This is a genomic window from Nostoc sp., from assembly GCF_036917315.1.
In the GTDB taxonomy this organism is placed as follows: Bacteria; Cyanobacteriota; Cyanobacteriia; order Cyanobacteriales; family Nostocaceae; genus Nostoc.
Genome location: NZ_JBALDR010000028.1, coordinates 14,040 through 33,775, shown reverse-complemented (window position 1 = coordinate 33,775; position 19,736 = coordinate 14,040). Strand labels below are relative to the sequence as shown.

General features: G+C 40.7%; 17 protein-coding genes. 8 read left to right on the top strand and 9 right to left on the bottom strand.

The window, feature by feature from the left end; all coding sequences use genetic code 11:
• Positions 1-7: 7 nt before the first annotated feature.
• Positions 8-235 (bottom strand): hypothetical protein, encoded by a 228-nt coding sequence (locus V7K84_RS12645; RefSeq protein ID WP_334838474.1) that lies wholly within the window; start codon positions 233-235, stop codon positions 8-10.
• A gap of 272 nt (positions 236-507) precedes the next feature.
• Here V7K84_RS12645 and V7K84_RS12640 point away from each other — a divergent pair, with 272 nt between their 5' ends.
• Both V7K84_RS12640 and V7K84_RS12635 read left to right on the top strand, forming a co-directional pair.
• A complete protein-coding gene (locus V7K84_RS12640) occupies positions 508-759 on the top strand; it encodes a hypothetical protein (RefSeq protein WP_334838473.1) in 252 nt (83 codons plus the stop codon).
• Positions 756-1,199, top strand: coding sequence for a type II toxin-antitoxin system VapC family toxin (locus V7K84_RS12635; RefSeq protein WP_334838471.1), 444 nt, complete (start codon positions 756-758; stop codon positions 1,197-1,199). The genes V7K84_RS12640 and V7K84_RS12635 overlap by 4 nt, the downstream gene beginning before the upstream one ends.
• Positions 1,200-1,535: 336 nt before the next feature.
• Here V7K84_RS12635 and dnaA read toward each other — a convergent pair whose 3' ends face one another.
• Entirely contained in the window at positions 1,536-2,918 is a 1,383-nt protein-coding gene (gene dnaA / locus V7K84_RS12630; RefSeq protein ID WP_334838469.1) for a chromosomal replication initiator protein DnaA, read from the bottom strand.
• A gap of 165 nt (positions 2,919-3,083) precedes the next feature.
• Between dnaA and V7K84_RS12625 the strand changes: the two genes are divergently transcribed.
• Together V7K84_RS12625 and def are read left to right on the top strand one after the other, a co-directional pair.
• Positions 3,084-4,325, top strand: a complete 1,242-nt coding sequence (locus tag V7K84_RS12625; protein WP_334838467.1) for an HhoA/HhoB/HtrA family serine endopeptidase — start codon at positions 3,084-3,086, stop codon at positions 4,323-4,325.
• Positions 4,326-4,533: 208 nt separating this feature from the next.
• A complete protein-coding gene (gene def / locus V7K84_RS12620; protein WP_179068956.1) occupies positions 4,534-5,064 on the top strand; it encodes a peptide deformylase in 531 nt (176 codons plus the stop codon).
• Between the two features lie 357 nt (positions 5,065-5,421).
• On the opposite strand, the gene V7K84_RS12615 is transcribed toward def, so the two are convergent.
• Complete coding sequence (locus V7K84_RS12615) at positions 5,422-6,021, bottom strand: arsinothricin resistance N-acetyltransferase ArsN1 family B (protein ID WP_334838465.1); 600 nt, start codon at positions 6,019-6,021, stop codon at positions 5,422-5,424.
• Positions 6,022-6,133: 112 nt separating this feature from the next.
• Positions 6,134-7,825: an NAD-binding protein gene (locus tag V7K84_RS12610; protein WP_334838463.1), complete on the bottom strand. Its 1,692-nt coding sequence runs from the start codon at positions 7,823-7,825 to the stop codon at positions 6,134-6,136.
• A gap of 303 nt (positions 7,826-8,128) precedes the next feature.
• Between V7K84_RS12610 and V7K84_RS12605 the strand changes: the two genes are divergently transcribed.
• Positions 8,129-9,229: a D-alanine--D-alanine ligase family protein gene (locus V7K84_RS12605; RefSeq protein WP_334838461.1), complete on the top strand. Its 1,101-nt coding sequence runs from the start codon at positions 8,129-8,131 to the stop codon at positions 9,227-9,229.
• 200 nt (positions 9,230-9,429) lie between these two features.
• Positions 9,430-10,080, top strand: coding sequence for a hypothetical protein (locus tag V7K84_RS12600; protein ID WP_334838459.1), 651 nt, complete (start codon positions 9,430-9,432; stop codon positions 10,078-10,080).
• A 582-nt stretch (positions 10,081-10,662) separates the two neighbouring features.
• Here the strand turns inward: V7K84_RS12600 and V7K84_RS12595 are convergent.
• The 3 genes from V7K84_RS12595 to V7K84_RS12585 form a co-directional block, all read right to left on the bottom strand.
• Positions 10,663-11,595, bottom strand: coding sequence for an alpha/beta fold hydrolase (locus V7K84_RS12595; RefSeq protein ID WP_334838458.1), 933 nt, complete (start codon positions 11,593-11,595; stop codon positions 10,663-10,665).
• 19 nt (positions 11,596-11,614) lie between these two features.
• A complete protein-coding gene (locus V7K84_RS12590) occupies positions 11,615-12,121 on the bottom strand; it encodes a DUF4112 domain-containing protein (RefSeq protein WP_334838457.1) in 507 nt (168 codons plus the stop codon).
• A gap of 87 nt (positions 12,122-12,208) precedes the next feature.
• Positions 12,209-13,108 (bottom strand): YihY/virulence factor BrkB family protein, encoded by a 900-nt coding sequence (locus tag V7K84_RS12585; RefSeq protein ID WP_334838455.1) that lies wholly within the window; start codon positions 13,106-13,108, stop codon positions 12,209-12,211.
• Between the two features lie 294 nt (positions 13,109-13,402).
• On the opposite strand from V7K84_RS12585, the gene V7K84_RS12580 reads away from it, so the two are divergent.
• On the top strand, positions 13,403-14,818 hold the full coding sequence (locus tag V7K84_RS12580; RefSeq protein ID WP_334838453.1) for a tyrosine-type recombinase/integrase: 1,416 nt from the start codon (positions 13,403-13,405) through the stop codon (positions 14,816-14,818).
• Positions 14,819-15,177: 359 nt separating this feature from the next.
• On the opposite strand, the gene V7K84_RS12575 is transcribed toward V7K84_RS12580, so the two are convergent.
• The gene (locus tag V7K84_RS12575; RefSeq protein ID WP_334838451.1) at positions 15,178-15,858 is read right to left on the bottom strand and encodes a Rho termination factor; all 681 of its coding nucleotides are present in this window, start codon (positions 15,856-15,858) and stop codon (positions 15,178-15,180) included.
• Positions 15,855-17,207, bottom strand: a complete 1,353-nt coding sequence (locus V7K84_RS12570; protein WP_334838449.1) for an AAA family ATPase — start codon at positions 17,205-17,207, stop codon at positions 15,855-15,857. The genes V7K84_RS12575 and V7K84_RS12570 overlap by 4 nt, the downstream gene beginning before the upstream one ends.
• Before the next feature lie 1,299 nt (positions 17,208-18,506).
• Between V7K84_RS12570 and V7K84_RS12565 the strand changes: the two genes are divergently transcribed.
• Positions 18,507-19,262 (top strand): virulence-associated E family protein, encoded by a 756-nt coding sequence (locus tag V7K84_RS12565; RefSeq protein WP_334838447.1) that lies wholly within the window; start codon positions 18,507-18,509, stop codon positions 19,260-19,262.
• Positions 19,263-19,736 lie beyond the last annotated feature (474 nt).

Below are 19,736 nucleotides of genomic sequence, written 5' to 3'. Positions count from 1 at the left end.
TCTAAACTTAGAAAGCCAATAGCCGGCATAACAACCTGTACCCGAAGTTATATTCATCTTTATTATATGCAAATTGTAGGCGCAACAGCTTACCAAGAGCTTTAATTGCCCAAATCTGCTTATTGTAGTCTTCAATAGTGGTTTGCAGGAAGAAATATTCCTGCTTCAATAACTCCAACTCAAAATCACTCAAGGCATTAGCATTAGAAGAGGTAGAAGGTTGAGAATTAGACATCAGCCTTACAGTAATAATACTTATTACCTATAACATATTACTTGATAAAAGGCTACATCAGGCAGACGACTTTACTCAAAAGTGTAGGTAGCTTGAGCTAGCTGCAATTTTCTAATTATGTTAAAGCGATCGCTGTTTACCAGTAATAAATAGTAGAACCAATTTAAAAATTATCTAGTCTTATACAGTTGGATAATGGTGTAGGTATTGAAATGGGATATATCCAAGAGTAAAGACGCTAAAATTTACAGCAGTTGATAGGGGTTAAGTTGATGAGTCCGTCACTTGAAAAAATTTTAAGCGAGATTGAGCAGTTAACTCCAGAGGAGCAATTGACGGTGATGGGGCATTTGGTGGAGCGTATGAAGAAACATATCATTCAAGCGCAACCAAAACGCAAGTGGAGCAATTTGAAGGGTATGGCATCTTATCCGCTATTGGGTGAGGATGCTCAGGAATGGATTTCGCGGACTCGACGGGAAGGAGATGAGCATCGAGAACGGTTGTTGCGAGGAGAGGAATGAAAATTAGTGATGCGTTAGCTGGAGTTTCTCGCTTATTTCTCGATACAGCACCCGTAATTTATTTTGTAGAACGCAATCCGCAGTTTGTGGATTTAGTCGATCCAATTTTTGATCGGTTAGAAGCTGACATTACAGCAGTAGTATCTGCAATAACGTTATCAGAGTGTTTGGTGGGTGCTATACGTCTGGGGTTAGTGGATTTAGAGCAGGCTTTTGTGGATGTGTTGCAACAAGAACAAGTAGTTTTTGTGGAGATTAATGCTAATATTGCGCGAGAAGCCGCGAGAATTCGGGTACATTATAACCTTCAGTTACCCGATGCGTTGCAGGTGGCGACGGCAATAATTGCTGGTTGTGAGACGTTTTTGACCAATGATACAGCTTTGAAGCGGGTGATAGAGTTGAGGGTTTTGGTGGTAGGTGAGTTGTCGGTGGAGTGAGCAGAGTATTTGCAATTTTAGAAAAGATTAATGATTTAGGACTGCTATGGCGATGCCAGTAAATAGCGGAAAACTTGCCGCAATTGTTGTTGAAATCATATATAGTTAGGCAAGTTTACCTTGTGGAAAACTTGTGGAAAAGTACTTGAGTTTTTCCACAAGGTAATTATACTTAATTAAGTTTTGACTGTAGAATATCAAGTTTTCCCCAGTTTTTTGCACAATCTAAGTTAAATTTAATCAATTTTTAGACGTTACTTAATATTCTTGACTAATTCTTCAACCGTCAAAGCTCATAATTGAGACTGCTGCTTGTGGAAAACTTAAAATACATCTTCAGGATGATTTTTGAGAACGGCTAGTCATATTGATGCGATCGCTCAGTTGGCGGATTGTTTGTGCTAAAGTGCGATCGCTCTCTTGGAGTTGATTAATTTTATCGCAACTATAGATTACCGTTGTATGGTCTTTACCACCAAACTCTTCGCCAATTCTCGGCAAACTCAAAGGAGTGTGTTGGCGCATGAGATACATTCCTAATTGACGCGCCCAGCTAATCTCTCTTCGTCGCGAGTTACCTTTGAGGTCATCTATTGAAACATCAAAATTATCCGCTACAACCTTTAAAATAGCTTCTGGGCTAGCTGCCATTTTTTCGTTAGGCGGTTCTAAAACTGGTGTGATATTTTCCACCGTCATCGGTAAACCCCAAATAGAAATATAAGCCACCGCGCGAATTAAAGCTCCTTCTAATTCTCGAATATTAGAAGTGTAGTTAGAAGCTATATACTCAATCACGTCGCGGGGAAGACTAATATTTTCATCCTCAGCTTTTTTCTGCAAAATTGCCATTCTCGTTTCTAAATCAGGCTTTTGAATATCTGCAATTAAGCCCATAGAAAAGCGAGAACAAAGACGTTCTTGCAAGCTAGGAATTTGATTAGGCGGACGGTCGGAAGCAATGACAACTTGTTTACCAGCTTCATGTAGAGTATTAAAAGTATAAAAGAATTCCTCTTGAGTATATTCCTTCCCTTCAAGAAACTGAATATCATCCACTAATAAAACATCAGCCGCTCGGTAATGCTCTCGAAAACTTTGCATACTATCCTTACGGATGGCTGTAATTAAATCATTAGTAAACTGCTCAGTAGAAACATAAAATATTTTACAATTAGGAGAAATTGCATAGCGATAATGACCAATAGCTTGCATCAGATGAGTTTTTCCCAAGCCGACACCACCGCATAAAAACAAAGGATTAAACTCTTTACCCGGAGATTCTGCAACTGCCAAAGAAGCAGCATGAGCCATGCGATTGTTAGCACCAACTACAAACCGCGAAAAGACATATTTAGAGTTTAAGTCAGTAGTTTGATGATTGCGATCGGGAACAGGTTCAGAAATACTGCTGGAATTTGATGATTCCCAAGCAACCTCTCGTTCGCTAAAATGAGAAACTTCATCACCTTGAGCAACTGTAATGTAAATTCCTACGGGATGACCGAGAATATCTTGTACTACATGAGCAATGGTATTGATGTAATACTTCTGTAACCAATTACGAGCAAATGGGTTAGGAGTGCGGATAACCAAACAATTATTTTCTAATCGCTCTGCACTAGCAGTTTTGATCCAAGTTTCAAAGGTGGGTCGAGATAGTTCAAGCTTTAGGCGCTCTAGTACCTGACTCCACAGACTTTCTATGGGAATTTCCATTATCCACCACCTTTGCTGCTAATCGTCACAATAGAAGAGAAAGCACTAATTTAGCATTGAGACACGCTAGACCTAAAATAAGCTTTTAAGTTGTAACCATTTTGGGACATACCCAGTAGGCAAGATCCTAACACCCACTGACTGACAAGGGAGAAGCAACGACACATGAAGATAACAAACCATCACTCAGCGCCCAAAAAGATTGAAACCAGGGGCTTACCCCATAGGTTGTGGATGCTCTCATACGGGGTAGCAGTGGTGTTTCTGGGGAGCTGCTCTCTTCTACCTGCTAGGACTGTTGATAATCAGCAAAGCGATACTCAAGCCCAAAACACAACACAACCTAATCCGGTAATTGTCCCCCCGCCGATTTTCTCTTCGTCTGGAGATCCTAATTTTGTCGTGAAAGTAGTGCAACAGGTGGGGCCTGCGGTAGTTCGGATTGATTCTTCCCGCACAATCACTTCTCGCGTACCAGACGAATTTAACGATCCATTTTTCCGGCGGTTTTTTGGAGAGAGAAGCCCACAGCCTAGACAAAGGGTAGAGCGCGGTAGCGGCTCTGGATTTATTATTAATTCTTCCGGTCAAATTGTTACCAATGCCCATGTGGTAGATGGTGCTGATAGAGTGACTGTTATACTCAAAGATGGCCGGACTTTTGATGGGAAAGTTTTGGGTGAAGACCCGGTAACGGATGTGGCAACGATCAAAATTAATGCGAATAATCTGCCAACTCTAGCTGTGGGTAATTCTGATACCTTGCAACCAGGAGAGGCTGTAATTGCCATTGGTAATCCATTAGGCTTGAATAATACCGTCACTTCTGGGATTATTAGTGCCACAGGTCGTTCTGGTAGTGATATTGGTGCTAGTGACAAGCGGGTTGATTACATCCAAACGGATGCAGCGATTAACCCTGGTAATTCTGGTGGGCCATTGCTTAATGCTCGTGGACAGGTAATTGCGATGAACACAGCGATTATTCGCGGCGCTCAAGGTTTGGGATTTGCTATCCCTATTAACACCGTACAAAGAATTGCCCAGCAATTAATTGCTACAGGTAAGGTGGATCATCCTTATTTGGGTGTGCAGATGGTGACACTGACACCAGAAATTAAAGAAAAGATAAAAAATGGAGCAGGCGATCGCTTAAATCTGACAGCAGATGACGGCGTTTTGCTGGTTGAGATTGTGCCGCGATCGCCTGCATCTGAAGCTGGGCTACGAGTCGGCGATGTGATTAAAAGCATTAACAGCCAGCCTGTTACTAAAATTGAAGAAGTACAAAAGCTAGTAGAAAAGAGCAAAATCGGTACGAAATTACCCATAGAAGTGGAACGCAATGGGCAAATTGTCCAAGTAGGAGTTCAACCTGCTCCTTTGCCCGTCAGACGTGAAGGATGATATTTGTCATTTGTCATTCGTCATTTGTCATTCGTCATTCGTCATTTGTAAATAGCTCTACTCCGCCTGCTGTTCTACTCCGCCTGCTGTTCTACTCCTCTGCTCCTCTGCTCCCCTGCTCCTCTGCTCCCCTGCTCCTCTGCTCCTCTGCTCCCCTGCTCCCCTGCTCCCCTGCTCCCCTACTTCCCTTACCTAAAGGAGTTTTATCATGACTGAATTAGCACCGATAATTCAATTAGGCAATCCAACATTGCGCCAAAAAGCTGCTTGGGTTGAAAATATCCAAGATGAGCAAATCCAAAAATTAATTGAAGATTTAATCGCCACTGTTGCTAAAGCTAACGGCGTGGGAATCGCTGCGCCTCAAGTAGCACAATCCTATCGTTTATTTATTGTGGCTTCTCGTCCTAATGCCAGGTATCCCAACGCCCCGGAAATGGAACCTACTGCCATGATTAATCCCAAAATCATTGCTCATTCAACTGAAGTTGTCAAAGATTGGGAAGGTTGTTTAAGTGTTCCTGGAATTAGGGGGTTAGTTCCTCGCTATAAATCTATTGAAGTCGAATATACTGACTCTCAAGGCAACTTACAAAAGCAAGAATTAACCGATTTTATCGCTCGAATTTTTCAACATGAGTACGATCATCTCGACGGGATCGTATTTGTAGATCGTCTAGAAAATACTCTTGATATGATTACTGAGCAGGAATACCAACAACGAGTAGTTAACAAATAAATGGCAGTGGGAAGTGGTGGTGAAAAAGCCCACGAAAAACCTAACCCCCTAACCCCCTTCCCGATGCGGGAAGGGAAAAAATTCAAAGTCTCTCTCTTTTGAGGAGAGAGAAATAGAAGTGAGGTTTTCCAGATGCTGTGAAAAGTCAGGGGGATATGCGGGTTACAATTCTCACAAATTAAATAGGATTGCTATAGTTCAATTAATTAAAAAAGCGCTTCTGTAAGAATCAAGCGGCAAATATAATAACACTTCTAAGACAAGTTTTCTGTCTATGGTTGGTATCAGTATGTTCTATTGCAGATAAATTTACGGAAAATTATGTACAAATGTTAAGTAGCTAAGGGCAACACCAAGTTAAACGCGAAGTAGCAAGAGTCCACTTCTTAAAGCTTGATTCCACAGAGATGATTTTTGAACTTCTGGCAAAGAAAGAGGCTGATTTACTGATAACGGTGGCTCTTGTTGCAAAGATAGTTGCCACCAGCCAACATCGTGCCACTTACGAAATTTATACCCAACTCTGTAAAAAACACCTAGAGGCGAAAAACCGACAGCCTCATGCATAGCTACACTTGCTGGGTTGGGTAAAGCGATCGCAGCAAAAACGTTATAAAATCCTTGGAGTTGCAGCAACCCAAAAAGAGAAGTGTACAAAGCTTTAGCAACTCCTTTTCTGCGATATTCAACATTTACATACACGGATGATTCTACAGACCATTGGTAAGCAGCACGAGTCCGGTAGGGAGTAGCATAGGCATAACCTAGAATCTCACCGTTAATTTCACACACTAGCCAAGGCATCTGCTGTTGATAGTTATTGATGCGTTTTTCAAATTCCGTTTTGCTGGGAGGCTCTATCTCAAAGGAAATTGAAGTTTCCCATACAACTGGCGCATAAATTGCCAGCATTTTTAAGGCATCACTTTCGTTAGCTAGTCTAATTACAGCTTTCACCACAGATCCTTTTTTGACTTTAATAATTGCCTAGAAACGAGGTTTAAAAAGGATTTTGGTTTAAGTTTACATCAATGTCACGAATGAGGGTGCAATGACTGTGGGAATTGCCTTAAGCGTGTGATTCGCAAACTTGCTCGCCCCGCCATAACTGATACAGCCGCGTTGCTGGCATAGTCATATATAAAACATCACCAACGCTGAGGTTCGTTTCTAGTAAATCCCAACCATGAAGAGTTTGGTGATTTGTTTCTACGTACAAAGGTACACAGTCAGCAGACATTGCTACATCTTTCACCCACTGACCGCAAAAGACGTGTGAAGCTGTAATTACAGTCGCAAAAGCTACCCAAAGACTATCGGCTGTGATGCCATTACCAAGGATACGTCCCCCTAGTGCAGCGGCGGCAAAAGCTGGAGCTGCTAGTTCAGCCGGACTCAGTACGGCCTCGAAGCCAAATAACTGTTGCGCTATGCCAGCAAAATCAGGATCGGCATAATGAACAATCACTGGAATGCTGGGTGTTAAACCTTTGGCTTTGAGGGCAATTTCGAGATTGGTAGCATCATTGCTAGTAACAGCCAGCACTGCGGCGGCAGATTCTATATTGCTAGCTTTGAGTATTGTACGGAAGCTAGCATCGCCCTGAATCACTGGGATACCGAGTTCGCGGGCGGTGTTGATATATTTACTGTTGGAGTCGGGTTCAACGACTACAACTTCATGTCCGCTGGCGTGGAGTTGCTGGACAATTCTCACCCCAATACCGCTCAAGCCACAGACAATGTAGTGCGATCGCTGGGGAATTCGGGCTGCATCCCAAAATTGCTTAAAGCGGCTTCCTAAGACAAAATCGGTGAGCATGGCATACCAAATACCAATCACCACTGCTCCAATCAGCATCATCACAACAGTAAATAACTTAATACTGTTAGGAGCATTTTCTACTACTTTGTCATTACCACCCGCTCCGGTAATCATGCCGACAGAAAAATATAGAGCATCCACAGGAGACAAACTCAACTCAGCCGACATATAGGTGAATGTAGCGATCGCAATAACTGTTAATAGTGCAATAGCACCTACCACTACCGATCGCCCGTGTTCCTGAAACTGCCTAAAATTAGTCATAACTTTCAGCAGTTTTCTAATCAACGATCTTCGGGGAGAACGGATGCGGGGTTGGGTGCCAATAATTATGCGATCGCCTACTTGGATTTCTTGGCCAGATATGACGGCTGATACCAAATCCATCTCACCTTTGACTGGTAAGTAATAAATTAGCATCCGCGATCGGTCTGACCACAATTCACTCAGCTTTCGACCTCTCCAGAAGTGGTTTTCATCGATGTATTCTTCGTGAATTGGCCAATTTTGCTGAAATAATTTGATTTGTCCGATCGCTCGGTTTCCCAGCGCTGCAAAGGTAAATACGGGTGCTGCTAATCCGACAACACTCATACTCAAATGGTCTGGCAAACTTTGATCTAGGCGCTCTCCTAAATTTGTATTATAAAAACGGTTGATAATCCGAATCTGGGGATTTAGCACCCGCGCTTGCATCATAATAGATAAATTCAGAGCATCTTTAGATCCAGCGATTACTAAAGTGTGTGCCTGTTGAATTCCTGCTGCTGTCAGGGTAGAAGCTGCTTGTAAATCTCCAACAATCACATCTCCTGCCGTTTCGCCAGGGATAGATTGGTGATGAATGCCAACAACGAAGGCTCCCTGGTGTCTCAGCAGACGAAAGGTTTTATATCCGGTACGTCCTAAGCCACAAACAATAATTCTGGGTTTCATGAAACGGCAGCATCTTTTACAGGTAGGGCTGCATTTCTAGTTAGTTATCAATATTGTTGCCCATTCTCCTGGAATATTACTGTAGCTGACAACACGATTGTTTTAATTGGAGGCAGAGAGGCAGAGGGGCAGGGGAGCAGGGGAGAAGTTGCAGTAAGTTTTTTCCCTCTGCCCCTTCTTCCCCTCAAGCTTGTGAGAAATGGAGGGCAGGGTTTGAACAGGGAATAAAATAATCTAGAAAAATATGGCAATTTTTGTAGGTTGTGATACGCTATCTGCTTGAGAACTGTGGAGGAACCGAAAATGACTAAGCTGCGGGTGGGGTTACTGTTTGGCGGTCGTTCGGGAGAACATGAAGTTTCGATCAAATCAGCACGGGCGATCGCTAACGCCTTGAGTGCAGGGGAAAATGCTAATAAGTACGAAATACTGCCTTTTTATATCCAAAAAGATGGTCGCTGGCTGGCAGGAGAAGCACCCGAAAAGGTTTTAGCAACCGGCAGTCCGCTACTAGAATCGGCAGAATCAACATCTGTTGGAAATCTGACATCCAACCCTCAAGCCCAAACCCTGAGCAAGTGGCAATCTCCCTCTCAAGTTGCCCAAGTGGATGTTTGGTTTCCCATTCTCCACGGCCCCAACGGTGAAGATGGAACAATTCAAGGGTTACTCACCTTGATGCAAGTCCCCTTTGTCGGTTCTGGGGTGTTAGGTTCGGCAATGGGAATGGATAAAATTGCCATGAAAATGGCTTTTGAGCAAGCGGGATTACCACAGGTGAAATATAAGGCGGTAACTAGATCGCAGGTTTGGTCTAATCCGTGCGTATTTCCGAAACTGTGTGATGAAATTGAGGCAGCATTAGGTTATCCTGCTTTTGTCAAGCCAGCTAATTTGGGTTCATCAGTGGGTATTGCCAAAGTGCGATCGCGCCCAGAATTAGAAGCTGCTTTAGATAGTGCTGCCAGTTACGATCGCCGACTAGTTGTAGAAGCGGGAGTCGTCGCTAGAGAAGTTGAGTGTGCCGTTTTAGGTAACGATCGACCTCAAGCCTCTGTCATTGGAGAGATTACTTATGACAGCGATTTTTATGATTATGAAACTAAATATACTGAGGGTCGGGCAGATTTACTGATCCCCGCACAGCTTCCAGAGGCGATCGCTCGTCAAATTCAGGACATGGCTTTACAAGCTTTTGCCGCTGTTGATGCTGCTGGGTTAGCAAGGGTAGATTTTTTCTATGTGGAAGCAACACAAGAAGTATTTATTAACGAAATCAATACCTTACCAGGCTTTACTGCGACGAGTATGTATCCTCAACTGTGGGCCCATAGTGGAGTCCCCTTTCCAGAATTAGTCGATCGGTTAATTCAACTTGCTCTTGAAAGGCATTCTCCTAGCTGACAGAATAAATCAGCAAACTGATTTCCGATTATTACGGTAAAAAGTCACAATAAATACAGAACTTTGGCAAAATTTAGCCAGATTTTGTAGCTTATGTTTTACAAAAAAGCTACTAAAATCTGAACTTTGTTACGGATACCTGATGCTTGACTCCTCCAGTACAATTTATTGACTAGAGGGGTACAAATCTGAAAGTAATCATGGAAAAAAGTCAGAGTGTACAGCGCGAGCGAACCCAATTAAAAAGGGCTACTCCAGAGCTGACAAACAGGAAATCGAGACTAAGAAACAGCTCGAATGTTCTGATATATCTGGTTGCACATCATCCTTGGCTATTGTTGACTGGGTGTTTAGCCATGTTTCTGGGAGGTGGCACCTTTGCCTTATATAGCTTAGGTAATGCTGGCGCCGTGCCACAAGAAGAACCAGAAAAAATCCCAGTTATAGTTGAAGAACCAATCAGTCTGCCCTCAGAGAATAGCAATCCTACACCTTTATGGATGATTGCTGCGATCGTTCTCAGCTGTGGTGGCGGTTCTTTGCTGATTTTCCGAATGCTTAACCGCACCAAGCAACCGCAAAAAGTTCAAAAACAGGTTAATCGCCATCAGGTACGCTTGGCACAGAAGCACTACCAAAAATTGGAACCAAATCTTCCCAAGAGTCAGCCAATTTTTGTGCCACAGCCACAACTCATGCCCCTTATGCAGATGCAACCTAAAACAAAGCATCTGGTAACTGTTCTTCCAGCAGAACACAAGCACCACCTGGATACGCGGACAGAACCTTTAGCAGACTTGATGGATCTTCGTAAAAATAGTTCATTGTCTGCTATTTTACGCCAGTATTAATACTACGGTAAAGTAAAACCCCGTTAAATTAACACTTTTTGCCAATTAGCTTGGTTTAGATTCCCGACTTTCTCTAAGAAGTCGGGAATCTTGTTATGTATTAATAATTTATTTGCTATATAGCGGTTTAACTGCTTTTAAAAAGTTAGATATGAGCAATTAGGAATATTTAAAAACTTGCCAAAATGGCAACCAGCTTTTGATTATTCAAGTTAAATTGTATGAAGATAAACGACTTCAAGGGTTTGATTATCAGGGACTACCACCTCAGCAAATTGCTTTTGTAAAACACTATTTACTAAGTGATTTACAAAAACTAAAAGCTATCTATAACAATTATTTGCCGAGTATTTATCTCAGTAAATAAATTCAATAATCAGGTTTGGCATTTGCTGCAACAGGAATATTCAATGCGTGCAGGCGTTGTTGTTGAACTACGCATTAGCCCCCTAATGGGTAACGTCTGTATACATTCCTGTTCGCTTCAGCAGCAAATGGTAGAGTGGGAGTTTGAAAGCTGACTGATATGCTTCCTCCCACTCTCTTTTTATCAAAACAGAATTCAGGAGTCAGAATTCTTCTTTAGAAGTTAGTCTCTTGTAAAAACTCCAGAATCGTTTTATTCAACACCTCAGAAGCCCCAGTTGAGGCATCATGACAGCAGTTAGATAAAATCTGTAATTTGGAATTGGGGATGTGTTGATGTAATTTTTTACCATGACTAGCAGGAAACCAACTATCTTGCTCACCCCACAAAACTAGTGTAGGACACTTAATCGCACTCAGGTTATTTTGAATTTTGGTGAGCATATTGGGCTTATTTGCTTGCCAATTCTCAATTTCTCGCGCGGCTATTTGTAACTCTTCGGCAACTTTTGCGATCGTACCAGGCAATTCAGTAAACGGGTAAGTTATCCAATAGATATCTTCCTGCGTCAAAATTGAGGGATCGAATAATACCCTACGTCTTTCTATTGCCATAACTTCTCTAAATAGAGGTGCAAACAAATATGTCAGACGTAAGGAATCAATTGTTTGCATTACTTCTAGGGGCGTTTGGGCAAGCAACCACATAGACCAATGGGGTAGCTGTTCGGCAAAAACAGGTACGTTTACTACTACAAGCCGTCCGATTAACTGCGGGTTTTCTTGAGCAAGAGCAAGCGCAACTAATCCCCCCAAAGATTCTGCTACAATAACTGCGGGTTCATCACATAATGCCTGAATAATTCTTTGAAACTCAATAACTTGATGACCGTTGTGTTCTTTACGAGACAATGGTTTTTCGGAAAAACCAAAACCTTTAGCATCAAAACAAATTACTCGGTAATATTTAGATAATGCTGCTACGCTGTGGCGCCAATTGTAGCTCCAGCTCCCCATTCCATGTAACAAAATTAGCGGTTTACCTCTACCTCTTTCGCCATAAGCAATTTGTATAGGATACCCTTTAGCATCAGTAATAATTAGACTTTGCCGACCTTTAGGAAAAGTAGTTTGCCACCAATCTTTCATTCTTTTATCAATAAACAATTTAACCGCCTGTAAAGACGCTCCACAAAATTCTAATTAGGATCACGGGCAATGCTACCAAGAGAATGGAGATTAGCAATAATCCAACCAAAACGGCAAAGATAAACCATCTGTCTGCACTCTTTTGCTCGCTAGGAAACTTTAAGTATTCTTCCAAGAGCTTGATATTATTAGTGTTAGCTCTCCAGGCAAAATCAAAAAAGTCTCCCAAAACTGGGACAGCGCCTACCAAGCCATCAATGATTACGTTCAAAACCATTTTACCTAGAGTGGCTCTAGATACGCCTAGCCGTGCTGCTTCTAGAATAATGTAGCTAGAAAACATTATTCCCAAAAAATCACCACCAATCGGTATGAGTCCTAAAATTGGATCTAAACCAAAACCAATCTTTGTGCCAGGAATGGTAATAACATTGTCCAGCAGCCGACTTAACTGACGCAGGCGTTTCAAGGTGGGTGCTTTGGCATCAGGTTCAATCATCGGAAATCGAGGAGGAGAATCAGGCATGGAGGCGATCGCTAACTTTGTATTGAATCGTTAGATATTTTACTCCCCTACTGAGCTTTTGCAATCATTTTCTCAGGGATTTACGAATTAATATTTTACTTGCGATTGCGGCTGGGCTTTTAAGCGCATATCTTCGCCGACAGTCACGTTCAACTGATCGCCGATTAACAGAACAGCAGCGCTCATTGACAGCCAGAGCATTAAAACTATCACTGCTCCTACAGCACCATATACTTTATTATAATTGCCAAAATTCGCCACATACAGCCGAAATAGGGCAGACAACATTGCCCAAAAAACAGCTGCTAAAATTGCTCCAGGCATCATTGGCGTGCCTGAGTTCCACTTGCTTGGGCCATAGCGATAGACAAAGCCAAAGGCGACAGCGACAATACTTAAAGCTAAAGGCCAGCGTAACAGTAGCCAAAGATGCAACAAAAAGATCAAAGAACTATTTTCGCGTACTACTATTCCCAAAAGCCAGTCGCTAGTAAATACTGAGAGAGAAGCCAATACTAAAAGCAACATAGTACCGATTGTTAATCCCAGAGAGACAAGCTTGGCTTTCCAGAAGGGACGGATGTTTTCTGAAGGAATTTGATGGATTTGATCGAGGGCTGTCATTGCCGTACTCACCGCCCCAGAAGCAGTCCAAATTGCTAATACAAAGCTTAGAGAAAATAAACCGCTGTTTTTGGAGTTGGTAATTTCTGTGGTAGCAAAATCACGAATCAGCTCCAGGGCTTGTTCGGGTAGGACTTGACTTAGTTGTGCCGCCAGTTGTTTAAAGGTATTTTGTAAAGATTCTGCCAATAAGCCAATGGCTGTGATGATAGCAAGAATTGCTGGAAACAGCGATAGCATGGCATTAAAGGCGATTTCCGAGGCGAGTCCCAAAAGTCGCCTTTCGATTGTTCTGGAAAAAGTTTTTTTAATCGTGCGCCAATTGAGGTGGCGAAAGAAGCGAAAAAAACGAAGCTTTGGCATAATTTAGAGTTAAAACTGGTTGGGTTTATTAACTACTGTGCTAAATTTTGCGTAGCGATCGCATCTATCTTTCTACCGCAAGAATACCGAGTGGAAAGTTCTTAACTAATGACCATTGACTAATGACTAATGACTATTAATCTATGAATCAAGATTTAACACAACAGTAGTTGTGCTAAAGTTTTTTTATTGTACACTTGAGCGCTACTAATAAATAAGGATTATCTAAAAAAAGCAGTACTTCAAGAAACACTTTTTTTACTTATCAATCATTTTTAGTACGATATTAGTACGATGATTAACACTCCAAAACACCCTCAGCGCAAAGCTTACGAAGATACGGTAGTCATTGAGCGCCTTAATGATGGCAAGCTAAGACTCCAGTTCTCCGTGGATATTAGTAAAACCTCTGGATGGTACAAACCTACCACTCCTCAGAAAAAAATACGTCCTGGATTGTCTGATACCCCAGAGAATTATACCTTGTTAGAAAGTAAGTGCCTTCAGATACATCTAGATTTTCTTAATGGATGCTTCGATCCGACATTAGTTAAGTACGGCATCGGGAAAGAAAGACCACAATTAGCGATAGTGCCTCCAGCCAAAAAAGAGATGGGGCTGTTGGAGCTATATGACAAATATGTAGAGTATCGAGAAAAAGATACTGCGTTGAATACGCTACGGTTTTTACGGAAAACTTTTCGCAATGCAATTGAACAAGCAATTAATACTGTGGGGGAAGACGCATTAGCAATTAGAAACTGGCTAGTCAGTAACAAAAGCAACTGGACTGCCAAGGAGACTATAAGGAATCTTGGCAAAGCTTATAAGTTAGGGATAAAACATGGTTTTTCTTCGTTGAATCCCTTTGAAGATATGGCAGAAGAATTAAGCAAGTCATCTGCAAAAAATAGGCTAGACGATGACCACGAAGCAGATGACGAAGAGATATTTTCCCAAGAATTATCTTATTCTATTGAAGAAATGGAGGCGATAATTAATTATGTTTACGACAAGAAACCAAAATATGCTCAATTAATTGAGTTTCTTTTTCTCAGTGGATGTCGAATTAGCGAAGCGATAGCGATTAAATGGAGTGATATTAAATGGGAGAGAGAATGTATTGTTATATCAAGACAATGGTCTTCTGTGGGCAAATGCTTTGTTCCCCTCAAAGGAACCAGCCATTTGCCGGAACATAAGCAATATCGAATTTTTCCGATGCCTAAAGAAGATAGGTTATGGAAATTAATGAAAGCAATTACAAAAAAAGAAAATAAATATGATGTTGTTTTCCCGTCAGAAAGGGGAATGCCTTTATTTAGAGAAACAATTCACCAGCACTGGAGAGGGGGGACGGGAACTAGTAGAATCAAGTGTGCTGTAATTCCAGAGTTAATCAAGCAGGGTAAGGTTTCTAAATATTTATCAATTCACCATACTAGGCATACGTTTAGTTGTATTCAACAAAACGTTTACGGCATCGACCAAAGAGTAGTAGCTAGCTGGTGTGGGCATCATCCAGAAGTAAATGATAAGCATTATTGGGAAGCTAACAGACGGATTAAGCCGGGTTATGGTGAAGTACCAGCTAATCAACAAGCACAGCAACAATCAGAAATTGATTTACTTAAGCAGCAAAACAAGTTACAGCAAGAACAGATGGAAGAGATGAAAAAAATGATTGAAGAACTCACTAGAGGTAAGTAGAGAAGTATTTCCCAGATTACTCTAAGTAGAAACTCCAAGTAAATATAAAACCTCTAGGAATAAGGCTTCTAGAGGTTTTTTTGTGTATGCCACCTATGAAAAATAGCTATTTAACAAGTAAAATCGTACTCACCTTTGAGAGTCAATTTTCTGCAATCTATACACGGTAAGCATTCTAGGCACTGCAAAATTGTAATTTTATTTTTGGGGGCAGTAACTACACAGCAGACATACCTTGCGCGTCCGTGCCGATTGATTTTTATCGTCAGACTGTAGAACCTGTAATGCATAGCCTAGAACGATTTGACCACTGATTAGTCAGAATAATTTAACTTAAGGTAGTCATGAGCGATTACCTGTCACTGGCTTAAGACTTGAACTAATTCGTCCTTACCTTTTCTGCTACATCCAGGTATTACCCTTTTTTTAGCCATTTTTCTTAATTCTGTAACTGTCAATGTCCTCAAGATAATCGGGTCTTTTATAACATCAGGCAATGGTTCAGGTGTCAGTTCAAAAACTTCCTTCAAAGCATTTAACCTAACCCCTTTGGTAATTTGACATCTAAGTGTCGTTATAGGGTCTAGAGATGTCCAATATTTACGAGGGGCTTCCTCAATTCGATTAGTAGCAACCGAAAGATTCACCCTCTTAAGAACACTATCTGGTTTCTCAATTAAATATTCAAGTGCAGATTTTATTTCATCTCTATCAGCATAGGATAGGTTAATTTTTGGTTTGATCTCCCCAGCCAGAATCCTAGTAGCTTCCGATGTCTCTTTACTATCATCGGCGATGATGCACCAAACCTTATCTAACCTTGCTTCTTCGGCGACTGCATAAATAAACGAGTTACCTATCACTTCATATTGGTCTTCACCAGTCTCTTTAACAATTATAGGTATCCAGTTACGACCTCCCAAGTTATTTAGGGCTTGTGCCGTGGATTTAATTAAAAACTCAGGAGCATCTGTACCTACACATGAAGATATTTCTTTTCTGTACAAATACATTAAATTACCAATGTCATCTATTTTCATTGCAATAAATATTCCTTTGCTAAGTCTAAATAATAGTTATAAGCTGTTATATCTTTATAGACAGCAGGTAAATGAGAAAAGGCACAATTAGCTATATGTGCATAGCTCGGCAGTTCAAATATAAGTTGTTTCTGTATGTTGACAGAATTTTTAAACCGTGGGTAAAAATATGGTTGTAAATCAAATGGAGTCTCTTGATTTTTTTCAGATTTTTCTATCAGGTTATCAATTGCTTTATACGCAGTACGCTTTTGAGGTTCAGTAATCTTTTCGCCATTCCAAAATATAGGCAATGCAACAGGAGTACCGTCTCTCTTCAATTCTTGAACTTCAGGTATATAATCTTTGATAGTGATAGCAGCATTTTCTAAAGAAAAAATATTGTTTGGTTTTGTGGGAATTATTACTACATCAGAGGCAATAACAGCACTTCTACTAAAAAAACGCCAGTTAGGTGGAGAGTCAATTAGAATATAGTCATAATCAAACTTTACTTTGTCCAAAACTTGACGTAATCTATATTCTTTGAAAAGCTTTTTAAGTTCTGCATCATCTAAATCCCCTAGTTTTTCGTCACATGGCAAAATATCAAAACTCAATGTTTTAGCTGGAGTTTTAAAATTAACTGTATAACTGATCAATTCCCCCTTGAAAGAAATCCGATCATTTTTATCTTCTAATAGGGAGAAAAGAGAGTCTTTTTTGGGTTTGATATTAAAGTAGCGAGTTAAGTCCTTTTGGTTGGGGTCAAAGTCTACAATCAATACTTTTTTACCCTGAACAGTTAACGTAGCTGCTAGATTAACTGTAGTTGTCGTTTTTCCTACCCCTCCTTTATTGTTATAGATAGCTACTGTTAAAGCTCTAGGTGTATTCTCTATTTTTTGTCTTATATCTTTAGTAATTTTACTAATATTATCAGGCGTTATCTCTAGACAGAGCGAAGATGGATGAACTACTTTCCCATGCTTTCTAAATAACTGTATATGAGAACCATTAGTAATAATTCCCCATTGAACTGTTTTGCAGTTTGGAGCAAGTAAATAACTTTTTAATTGGCAGACTGTTTCCTTGTATTGGGGTGTTCCTTCTTGAAGATTATCGTTTCTTCTCTTTATTTCAACTATGATATTAGGATTGGTTCTACTTTTTACAAAACTATCGCAATCTCCTTTGTTATGACGTAGAGCATAATCAACCTTTTCCGCACCTCTCTTTGTACTAAATTCTGCTAAAATCTCCGTTGATTGAAAACCGAGCGCTTCAAAGAATGGAGGCATAAACATGTGACCTACAGTAGCCTCTGGCGCATCATCAGGAAGGCTAATCAACACTTGCTCAAGGGACAATTGGACGTTCATCATAAAAACAAGGCAGCTTTAGCTGAGTCATAGTTAATAAGCAGTCACCTTTTTTATAATTCCCGTATCACTGTAAAAACTAACACCCAATCTAGACCCACATACTCACCCTACACACCCCATCCCCATAACCCCCAGGAGCGATCGCACTTGTGGATTAATCTGAGCTGGATGCTTTTAGCCCGATGTTGGTTTCACCTGTGTAATATGGTCTTAATGCTTGCTATGCAATTGTTTTAAACTCCGATGACAAGAGATATCTTGTATAACTCTGGTGTTTTTGAAATATCGCTTAAAGCATTTATACTTAGATTTTTAGTGTAGAGAAGTGCCTTTCAGATGCTACAACGCGAATGAACTTTCAGGAGCTACACTTGTAATATAATCGAAACAAAAATTAATAATGTAACTGTAACCTCCTGCCAAAAGGAGGTTATTTATTTTCAGCGAAAAATATTCAAAAGGTTCATCCTTTCCGTAAATTAATTTTGTGTATTCATACCTTTTGTGAAAAACATTTTTCTACGACCTTAAGGTATTAGAAAAATATTATCTATCCAAAGCTAAAGCCAGCACTGAACCAAGATTAATTTTAAAATTGTATAGTCATCACGGAAACCTAGACAATTTAATACGTATGCATATTAAATATTTTATGGATTACTTGGAGTAATAATAAAAAACCTTTATTAGTAAGCTTTTGAGCTAGGTAGATAGTTAAGTTGTATTTCTGTAACTCTTGTTATAAAAGCAATGCAGCTAATTTGAGGCACAAAGAAAAGATAGCAGAAATTTGTTTTCTTGTTCTGCTACCGTAGATTTATGTTTTTAAATACAAAGATTATGGTAACAATAAATCTTGCAGAAAACGTAGATTACTCTAATAACTCCACAGAAAATAATGGATTAATACGTGTCAGCAAGAATAATCCATGTCGTCATTGCGGTAAACCTGACTGGTGCTATCAGATAGGAGAGTTAGAAGTATGCAAACGTGGTGAATCGGCTAAGGGGTGGCGTAAAACCAGCAAGATGGACGACGAAGGCTCTTGCTAGCTCGCTCCAGTAAACCAGCAGAAACAGTTACGACCCAAACAGAGGCGAGAGTGGCAGTATGATGACCGGGACGGCAACCCATTAATTAAAGTAATCCGTATAGACGACGGCAACGGCGAAAAGAAAATCTGGCAGGAACACTACCAGGGTGGACGCTGGGTTCGAGGGTTAGGAGATATCAACAGGGAGGATATCCCCGTCTACCGCTATTACCAGCTAGAGATGGCAAGGATGATAAAAGCCTCACTGTTCATTGTTGAGGGTGAACCTTGCGCCGATGCGCATCTGATTGGTTCTGTAGCTAGGGCTTGTAAACCTGGGTGTAAAAAAGATGAAGCATTAATTTTATATGGAGATCAAGGGATTAATAAATCTACATTTTTTGAGGTTCTTTATGGAAAGTGCTTTTTTGACGACACAATGTCCAATATGTCGGATAAAGATGAAGTGTTAAAGCTCCATCGCTTCTGGGTTGTCGAGTGGGCTGAACTAGAAGCAGTTTTCAAAAGAAAAGACATTGAACAGATAAAGTCTTTTTTGACAACAAAAGTAGATAGTATTCGTCCTCCTTACGCAAGAGACATAGAAGAACTTCCTAGATGCTCAGTGATTGTAGCCACTACTAACAACAAGGAACAATTAAATGACCCTAGCGGAAACAGACGCTTTTGGTTTATACCCGTCACTAAAAAGATAGATTTTCATGTACTTGAACAATCAAGAGACAGAATTTGGGCTTCTGCTTATGCTGCATATCAAAATGATGAAATTTGGTGGCTGACAGATGAAGAGGAAGTGTTATCTGCTGAGGATAACGAAGACTATCAAATTCAGGATGTATGGGTAGACCACATCCAAGAATTTTTGATAGATAGGACATGGACTACCATCTCTCAAATATTGCTTGAGGCATTTTCTATTGAACAGGGAAAACAGGAGAGACGCTATCAGATGAGGGTAGCCGATATTCTCAAAAAGCTGGGATAGGAACAAGAGTCTGGCAGAAAGGTAATTGAAGGTAAGAGGCGTAGGGGTTGGGTCAAGAAAAAGGAATGTAGACCGACCTCAGAGGTTGGTCAAGAGGTTGGTCAAACTGAAAAGCTTACACAGCAGAACATTCAGCCAAGTAGCCCAACCTCACCCGATTTTGACGAAAACTTTCAGAAAACAGACATAGATGAGTTCCACCGCGCTTATATTTCTGGTGAACTGGATAAAACTGAAAAATTCCAGAATTTTTCTGAAAAGGTTGAGAAGGTTGGGCTACCTAATGAAACCGTTGCGTATCAAAGGCTTGAGAGTGACCAACCTCTAGACCAACCTCTAAAAGTACCGAGGGTTGGGGATATTGTTTCGTATAAAGGTACTCGCTACCTCACTCAGTACAGTGGAATCGAGTTAGAGATAGTTGAGTTTAGAGATGAGCAATACTGCTGTAAAAAACCTGACGGTACTTACACC